The following is a 7411-nucleotide window of genomic DNA, read 5'->3' as shown; positions in this document are numbered from 1 at the left end:
GCCGGGGCCGGGGCCGGGGTCGCGCGTCGGGGCGGCCGAGCGGCGTGCCGGTACCAAAAATTACCTTCCGTAACCGCAAGAGGGGGATGTTACCTTCCGTAATCGCAAGATGGGGATGGGCCGCATGGGGGTGACGATTACACGGGGTGTTGGTGCCACTGCTTCCAGCTTCCGCCGTTTCGCGGCCGACGGTGGATCCCCTCGTGGGCGGAGCTCCCTTCCTTGCTGCCGGAATTCCGATTCGGTCCGTTCTGTTACCTTTTTTATCGCTGTAAGTGAGTATGCTGGTACGATACGAGTTTCGGTGTGTCCCGTCTCAGTGGGTCGTGATCGGCGCCCGATGCCTGTACGTTCCTTAAGCGTGGCGGTCACCAACAACGCGGTGATCGGTGTGGCCCTGGGCTACATCGAGGCAAACCCGGACGAAATGGACCTCATGCGGTCCTTGGTCGTGCTGGCTCTGCACGGGCCATCCATCACAGCCCGTAGCACGATGCCGGCCCATGTCACGTGCCGAGCCGCGATCGTGTCCCCGGACTGGCGGGTGCTGGAGATCCTGGAGCCGTCCACCGCGGTCTGGCGGATGCCCGGCGGTCATGTCGACGCCGACGACTCCTCGCTGCTCGGCGCCGCGCTCGGGCTCGCTGCGCGCCGGGCCGGTGTCGAGGCCGACGCGGTGATCCCGGGCGGGATCCTCCCGTTCGACGTGGAGGTCAGAATCGTCGACGCCGCGCCGATCCTCGGTGAACCCGAGCACGTGCACTACGACATGACCTATCTCTTCCACGTCGAGGACCGCAGCCTTGCGGTGCGGGAGAGCGCCACGACGCAGGTTCGGTGGGTGGCGCCCGAGCGGATTTCCGGCCAGCTGGGCGCGAAGCTGACCAGAGCGTCCCAGCAGGCCGGGCTGGTGCGCTGACCGGACCCGTGCGGGCCTGATCCGCTGGGGTGCCGGGCAACCCCGGGCCAGCAGCGCGGGCCAGCAGGACGGGTCAGCAGCGTGGGTCGGGGAGCCAGGTCTCGGCCCAGAGGGAGAGGGCCGCGACCGTGTCCGCGAGGTCCGCTCCCTTCGCGGTCAGGTGGTACTCGGTCCGCGTGGGCGTGTCCGGGACGACGGTGCGTCTGACCATCCCTTCGGCTTCGAGTTCCCTCAGCCGTACGGAACAGAGCCGGTCGGACAGGTTGGGCACCGCCGTCGTGATCTCGGAGAACCGGGTTGCGCCGGCCAGCATCGCGCGCACGATGGCCCCGGTCCAGCGCCGCCCGATGGTCTCGACGGCATGGTGGTAGCGCGGGCAGAACGAGGACAGCTCCACCCTGATCAGCCTATGCTTGCCCGCCATCAGCCGGCCCGATCCGGTGATAGCGGCTTACCTTTCGTCAGCTCATGACGTCGTGGGGCGAGGAGCCCGGTTCGCGGCCGCCCCCGGCCCGATGCGCCGTCTGGTGCGCCGGTCAGCCGCTGAAGCGGGCGACCGCGCGCATCTTGTTCATCGCGTCCAGAGCCGCGACCTTGTAGGACTCGGCGAGCGTCGGATAGTTGAAGACGCTGTCGACAAGGTAGTCGATGGTGCCACCGCAGCCCATCACGGTCTGTCCGATGTGGACGAGTTCGGTGGCTCCCGTACCGAAGACGTGCACCCCGAGAAGGCGCCGGTCGTCCGGGCTGACCAGTAGCTTCAGCATCCCGTACGAGTCACCGAGGATGGCTCCGCGGGCCAGCTCCCGGTACCGGGCGATGCCCACCTCGAACGGGATGGCCTGCTCGGTCAGCTCGTCCTCGGTGCTGCCAACATAGGAGATCTCCGGGATCGTGTAGATCCCGATCGGCATCAGCTCGGCCCGCATGGCGTTGACGTCCTCGCCGCAGGCGGCGTACGCCGCGAGGCGTCCCTGTTCCATCGACGTCGCCGCGAGAGCGGGAAATCCGATCACGTCGCCGACCGCGTAGATGTGATCGACCTCCGTGCGGAAGTCCGAGCCGACCTTGATCCGGCCGCGGTTGTCCGCGGAGAGACCGGCCGCCGGAAGGTGGAGGATGTCGGTGAGCCCCTGCCGCCCGGCCGAATACATCACCGTGTCCGCCGGGAGCTTCTTCCCGCTCTCGAGCAGGGTGAGGGTACCGCCGTTGTGGCGTTCCACGGAGACGACCGACTCGCGGAAACGGAAGGTCACCGCAAGATCGCGGAGCTGATACTTCAACGCCTCGACGATTTCGAGGTCGCAGAAGTCGAGCATCCGGTCACGGCGCTCGACGACGGTCACCTTCGTGCCGAGCGCGGCGAACATCGAGGCGTATTCGATACCGATCACACCGGCGCCGACGACGACCATCGACCGGGGCAGTTTCTCCAGGGCCAGGATCTGGTCGCTGTCGACGACGGTCCGTCCGTCGAAGTCGACCGTGTCCGGCCGCGCCGGGCGGGTTCCTGTGGCGATGATGATTCTTTCCGCCTGGATCCGGCGGTCCTCGGTGTCCTCGCCGCCCGCCCGCACGTTCACGGTGTGCGGATCGACGAAGCTGGCCAGTCCCGTCAGCAGGGTGACGTGGTTACGGCTGAGCTGGTTGCGAATCACGTCGATCTCGCGGCTGATGACATGTCTGGTCCGCGCCGAGAGGTCACCGACGGTGATGTCATCCTTTACCCGGTAGCTCGACCCATACAGCTCACGCTGTGACATGCCGGTCAGATAAAGGACCGCTTCTCGCAGCGTCTTGGACGGGATCGTGCCAGTGTTGATGCTGACACCACCGATCATTTCCCGCTTGTCGACGATCGCGACCCGTCGGCCGAGCTTGGCCGCTGCGATCGCGGCCTTCTGCCCGCCCGGCCCGGATCCGATGACGAGGACGTCGTAGTCGAACATCGTCACATCCCCCGCAATCTATCGGTCTCCGGTGAACCCGAGGCTATCCGGCCGGACGGGTCGGATCGGCATGTTGGCCGTGCTTGTTACGTCCATTTCTTCTGGGAAATTTCTCGGGAGTCGCTTTACCTGCGGGTTATCACTTGAGGTAGGTGTCGCGAACCCGTCCGTGATGGCCGAGGTGTGCCGCCGCGTCCGCCATATGTGCCGGTGTGGTTCCGGCTGAGAGCTTTTCGAGTCCAACTGGTGGGAACCCGTCGAGGAGTCGCGACGCCAGGCTGCCGGGCCCTCGCCGCCGGGCTGGCAGACCCTGCCGCCGGGTCGACGTGCCGGGCCGTCGTGCCGGCAGGTGAAATTTGGGGCACCCGCCACCCGTAACCAACCCGCCGCCGACCCGTTAAACCTCTAGCGGGGGTCGTGGAGGCTGTCTGGGGGGTCTTCCACGGCCCCCGCCGCGCCGTCGGGCGCCGCCGTCGGGACGGAACACCTCCGTGGGTCACGGAGGTGCCCGGGAGACGCGACGGTGGGGGAGCGGCCGCCCGACGAGCTTCGGCTACGGGTGGGTCATCGACAGCACGTCGAGCGCGGCGTCGAGCTGTGCCTCGGTGAGTTGGCCCGCCGCAACGTAACCGCGCTCGAGAACGACCTCGCGAATGGTCTTCTCCTCGGCGAGCGAGATCTTGGCGATCTTCGCGGCCTCCTCGTAGCCGATGTACTTGTTCAGCGGCGTTACGATGGAGGGGGAGGACTCGGCGTAGCGGCGGCAGCGTTCGACGTCGGCGACGATGCCGTCGATGCAACGGTCGGCGAACAGTCGGCTGATCGTCGACAGGATGTGGATCGACTCCAGCAGGTTACGTGCGATCACCGGCAGCATGACATTGAGCTCGAAGTTCCCGGCTGATCCGCCGAACGCGACCGCCGCGTCGTTGCCGACGACCTGGGCGACGACCTGACAGACCGCCTCGGGAAGGACCGGATTGACCTTGCCGGGCATGATCGAGGATCCGGGCTGGAGGTCGGGCAGCCGGATCTCGCCGAGCCCGGCTCGCGGGCCGGACGAGGCCCAGCGCAGGTCGTTTGCGATCTTGTAGAGCGAGAGGGCGATCACCCGCAGCACGCCGGACGCCTCGACGAGGCCGTCCCGGGAGGCCTGCGCCTCGAAGTGGTTGCGTGCCTCGGTCAGGGGAAGACCGGTGCTGGCGGACAGTTCCTCGATCACCGCGGCGGAGAAGCCGGGCGGGGTGTTGATGCCGGTCCCGACGGCTGTCCCACCGAGCGGCAGCTCTCCGATCCGGGGCAGTGCCACCTGCAGGCGCTCGACGCCGAGCCGGACCGCGGCGGCGTACCCGCCGAACTCCTGGCCGAGCGTCACGGGGGTCGCGTCCATCAGATGGGTCCGGCCGGACTTCACGACGTCGGCGAACTCGGTCTCTTTGCGACCGAGTTCGGTGGCAAGGTGCTCCAGGGCCGGGATCAGGTTGCCGACGATGCCCTGGGTGGCGGCGATGTGGATCGATGAGGGAAAGACGTCGTTCGAGGACTGCGAGGCGTTGACGTGGTCGTTCGGGTGAACCGGGCGGCCGAGGCGCTCGGAGGCGAGCGAGGCCAGCACCTCGTTGGTGTTCATGTTGGACGAGGTGCCGCTGCCGGTCTGGAAGACGTCCAAGGGGAACTGGTCGTCCCAGTCACCACGGGCCACCTCCGTGGCCGCGTCGACGATCGCCTCGGCGATGTCCGCGTCGAGCACGTCCAGCTTGGCGTTCACCGTCGCGGCGGCGGCCTTGATCCGGGCGAGCGCCGCGATGTGCGCGCGGGAGATCCGCTGGCCGGAGACGGGAAAGTTCTCCACCGCCCGCTGCGTCTGGGCCCGCCACCGGGCCGTGACCGGTACCCGGACGTCACCCATGCTGTCGTGCTCGATGCGGTATTCCTGCTCGCTCATGCGCCTGTTCTCCCGATGCTTGTCGCCCGTGCCCTGTACCGCCCGTGCCCTGTACCGCATACTGGGGCCGCGTGCCGGCGAGATGCCGCCTGGACGCGGCCCCAGGGCCGACCTTAGGACATGTCGGGACCCCTGCTATAGGGGGCCCCCGCTCGGGGTCTCCGTCACCTTGCCTTCGGCGAGGTTCCTGAGGGGAACGTCGGGGCTTCGGCGCAATGCGGGGAAGGGTGGCTCCGACGAGTCTGGTGTGAGGGGCGGTCCGGGTTCAGCCGGCGGCGCGCTCGCGGGTACGCATCTCCCGGCGAAGCTCCGGCGGCAACGCGAAGAGAAGGTGCTCGTCCGCGGACGTGACCTCCTCCACATCGGTGAAGCCCCGCTCGGCGAGCCAGGCCATCACGCCGGTGACGAGTTCCTCCGGCACCGATGCGCCACTGGTGACCCCGACGGTCTCGACACCATCGAACCAGCTCAGGTCCACCTCGGTGGAGTCGTCCACGAGGTAGGCGGCCGGGGCGCCGGCGTCGAGCGCGACCTCGACCAACCGGACCGAGTTCGAGGAGTTCCGCGAGCCGACGACGATGACCAGGTCGACCGCGCCGGCGATCTCCTTGACGGCGACCTGGCGGTTCTGCGTGGCGTAGCAGATGTCGTCGCTCGGTGGACCCTGCAGATGCGGGAAGCGCTCGCGCAGCGCGTCAACCGTCGTCATCGTCTCGTCGACGGACAGTGTGGTCTGGGAGAGGAAAGCCACCCGCTTCGGATCGCGGACCTTCACCCCGGCGGCGTCCTCGGGCCCGTCCACGAGGTGGATGCGGTCCGGAGCCTGCCCGGTGGTGCCGACGACCTCCTCGTGGCCCTCGTGGCCGATGAGGAGGATGTCGTAGTCCTCACGGGCGAACCGCCTGGCTTCAGAATGCACCTTGGTGACCAGTGGGCACGTGGCGTCGATTGTGCGGAGCTCGCGCACCGCCGCCTCTTCGTGCACCGTTGGTGCCACTCCGTGGGCTGAAAACACGACGGTGGCGCCGTGCGGCACCTCGTCGGTTTCGTCCACGAAGATCGCGCCCTTGGCCTCCAGCGTCTTCACGACATGAAGGTTGTGAACGATTTGTTTGCGTACGTAGACCGGTGAACCATACAGCTCTAGTGCTTTCTCCACGGTCACGACGGCTCGATCGACACCAGCGCAGTAGCCGCGCGGTTTGGCAAGAAGGACCCGGCCCATGGGTGGGAGTCTACGCGGCGGCGGGCGGTCGGGAAGTCGGCTAGGCGATGCATCACCCGATGGCGACATCGTCCGGTCCGGCCGTGGCGAGGGCCGCCGACCGTTGTGGGGCGAGACTGTGGGGCGTGGTTGTGGGGCGAGGTTACGGTGCCCGGGTGGCACTGACATCGTCCCCGGAACAGCCGCTGCCGGTCCGCAGCGTGTCGCGCGCGCTGGGAGACTGGATCAACCGGCTGGGGCGGGTGTGGGTCGAGGGGCAGGTGACCGGGATCGTCCGCCGTCCCGGGATGGGAACGGTCTTCCTCACCCTGCGGGACCCGGTCGCCGACGTGTCCCTGCGGGTCACCTGCCCGCGCGCGGTGTGCGACGCGGTGGGGCCGGCGCTCGTCGACGGGGCCCGCGTCGTGGTGTGGGGCAAGCCGTCGTTCCACCCCGGCCGAGGCACGCTGGCCCTTGCGGTTGTTGAGATTCGCCCGCTCGGTGCCGGTGCGCTGCTGGCCCGGCTCGAACAGCTCAAGGCCACGCTGGCGGCCGAGGGGCTGTTCGCCGCGTCCCGTAAGCGGCGTCCTCCGTTCCTCCCGGCGGCCGTCGGTCTGATCACCGGGCGGGCCAGCGCGGCGGAGCGGGACGTGGTCGAGAACGCGCGCCGTCGCTGGCCGGCGGTGCGTATCGTGTTACGGGAGGTGGCCGTCCAGGGGCCTCTCGCGGTCGCCCAGGTCATCGACGCGCTGCGGGAACTCGACGCGCGTGCCGAGGTGGAAATGATCGTCATCGCTCGTGGCGGCGGGTCGCTGGAGGATCTGCTGCCCTTCTCCGACGAGGCGCTGCTGCGGGCTGTCGTGGCCGCGCGTACCCCGGTGGTGTCGGCAATCGGACACGAGCAGGACACCCCTTTGCTCGATTTCGTCGCCGACGTCCGCGCCTCCACGCCGACGGATGCGGCGAAGAGGGTGGTGCCGGACGTCGGTGAGCAGGCGATCGCGGTCGCCCAGCTGCGGGCCCGGGCCCGGCGGGTCGTCGAGCACCGACTTGACCGGGAGGAACGTTGGCTGGCGGACACCCGGGGACGCCCCGTGCTCGCAACGCCCACGCGCGACGTGGACCGCAGAGCGGACGACGTGTCGGCGCTCCTCGCCCGTTCGCGCCGCTGCGTCCGCCACGTGATAGATGTGACCGGGAACGATCTGGCCGCCACCCGCGCCCGGATGCGCGCGCTGTCGCCGGCGGCGACCCTCGACCGCGGGTACGCCGTGGTGCAGCGCACCGTGGATGGTGCGGTTGTGCGCGGACCTGCCGAGGTTGCGGCCGGGGACGGGCTCGCTATCCGGGTGGCGGGCGGAACGCTGCGCGCGACGGTCGTGGACGGCTGAGCA

Annotated in this window: 6 protein-coding genes; 2 read left to right on the top strand and 4 right to left on the bottom strand. The window is 68.7% G+C overall.

The features are described 5' to 3' along the window. Positions 1-340 precede the first annotated feature (340 nt). Entirely contained in the window at positions 341-919 is a 579-nt protein-coding gene (locus tag AC08OX_RS03145) for an NUDIX hydrolase (RefSeq protein ID WP_476606416.1), read from the top strand. A gap of 73 nt (positions 920-992) precedes the next feature. Here the strand turns inward: AC08OX_RS03145 and AC08OX_RS03140 are convergent, their stop codons facing one another. The 4 genes from AC08OX_RS03140 to AC08OX_RS03125 form a co-directional block, all read right to left on the bottom strand. Then, a complete protein-coding gene (locus AC08OX_RS03140; protein WP_476606415.1) occupies positions 993-1343 on the bottom strand; it encodes a winged helix-turn-helix transcriptional regulator in 351 nt (116 codons plus the stop codon). A gap of 112 nt (positions 1344-1455) precedes the next feature. Further along, positions 1456-2868 (bottom strand): Si-specific NAD(P)(+) transhydrogenase, encoded by a 1413-nt coding sequence (gene sthA / locus AC08OX_RS03135; protein ID WP_476606414.1) that lies wholly within the window; start codon positions 2866-2868, stop codon positions 1456-1458. Positions 2869-3421: 553 nt separating this feature from the next. Beyond that, positions 3422-4813, bottom strand: coding sequence for a class II fumarate hydratase (locus AC08OX_RS03130; RefSeq protein ID WP_476606413.1), 1392 nt, complete (start codon positions 4811-4813; stop codon positions 3422-3424). A 265-nt stretch (positions 4814-5078) separates the two neighbouring features. Continuing rightward, the gene (locus AC08OX_RS03125) at positions 5079-6038 is read right to left on the bottom strand and encodes a 4-hydroxy-3-methylbut-2-enyl diphosphate reductase (protein ID WP_476606412.1); all 960 of its coding nucleotides are present in this window, start codon (positions 6036-6038) and stop codon (positions 5079-5081) included. A gap of 155 nt (positions 6039-6193) precedes the next feature. Between AC08OX_RS03125 and xseA the strand changes: the two genes are divergently transcribed. After that, entirely contained in the window at positions 6194-7408 is a 1215-nt protein-coding gene (xseA, locus tag AC08OX_RS03120) for an exodeoxyribonuclease VII large subunit (RefSeq protein WP_476606411.1), read from the top strand. Positions 7409-7411: the final 3 nt, after the last annotated feature.

It is taken from the genome of Frankia sp. CoBUL1 (assembly GCF_978021245.1).
The sequence above is the reverse complement of the archived record's forward strand: the minus strand, read 5'-3'. Positions and strand labels throughout refer to the sequence as shown.

What these genes read in the sequence shown, in the direction of transcription:
- AC08OX_RS03130 (WP_476606413.1), bottom strand. Translation starts at nt 4,813, where the DNA reads ATGAGCGAGCAGGAATACCGCATCGAGCACGACAGCATGGGTGACGTC.
- AC08OX_RS03145 (WP_476606416.1), top strand. Translation starts at nt 341, where the DNA reads ATGCCTGTACGTTCCTTAAGCGTGGCGGTCACCAACAACGCGGTGATC.
- sthA (WP_476606414.1), bottom strand. Translation starts at nt 2,868, where the DNA reads ATGTTCGACTACGACGTCCTCGTCATCGGATCCGGGCCGGGCGGGCAG.
- AC08OX_RS03140 (WP_476606415.1), bottom strand. Translation starts at nt 1,343, where the DNA reads ATGGCGGGCAAGCATAGGCTGATCAGGGTGGAGCTGTCCTCGTTCTGC.
- AC08OX_RS03125 (WP_476606412.1), bottom strand. Translation starts at nt 6,038, where the DNA reads ATGGGCCGGGTCCTTCTTGCCAAACCGCGCGGCTACTGCGCTGGTGTC.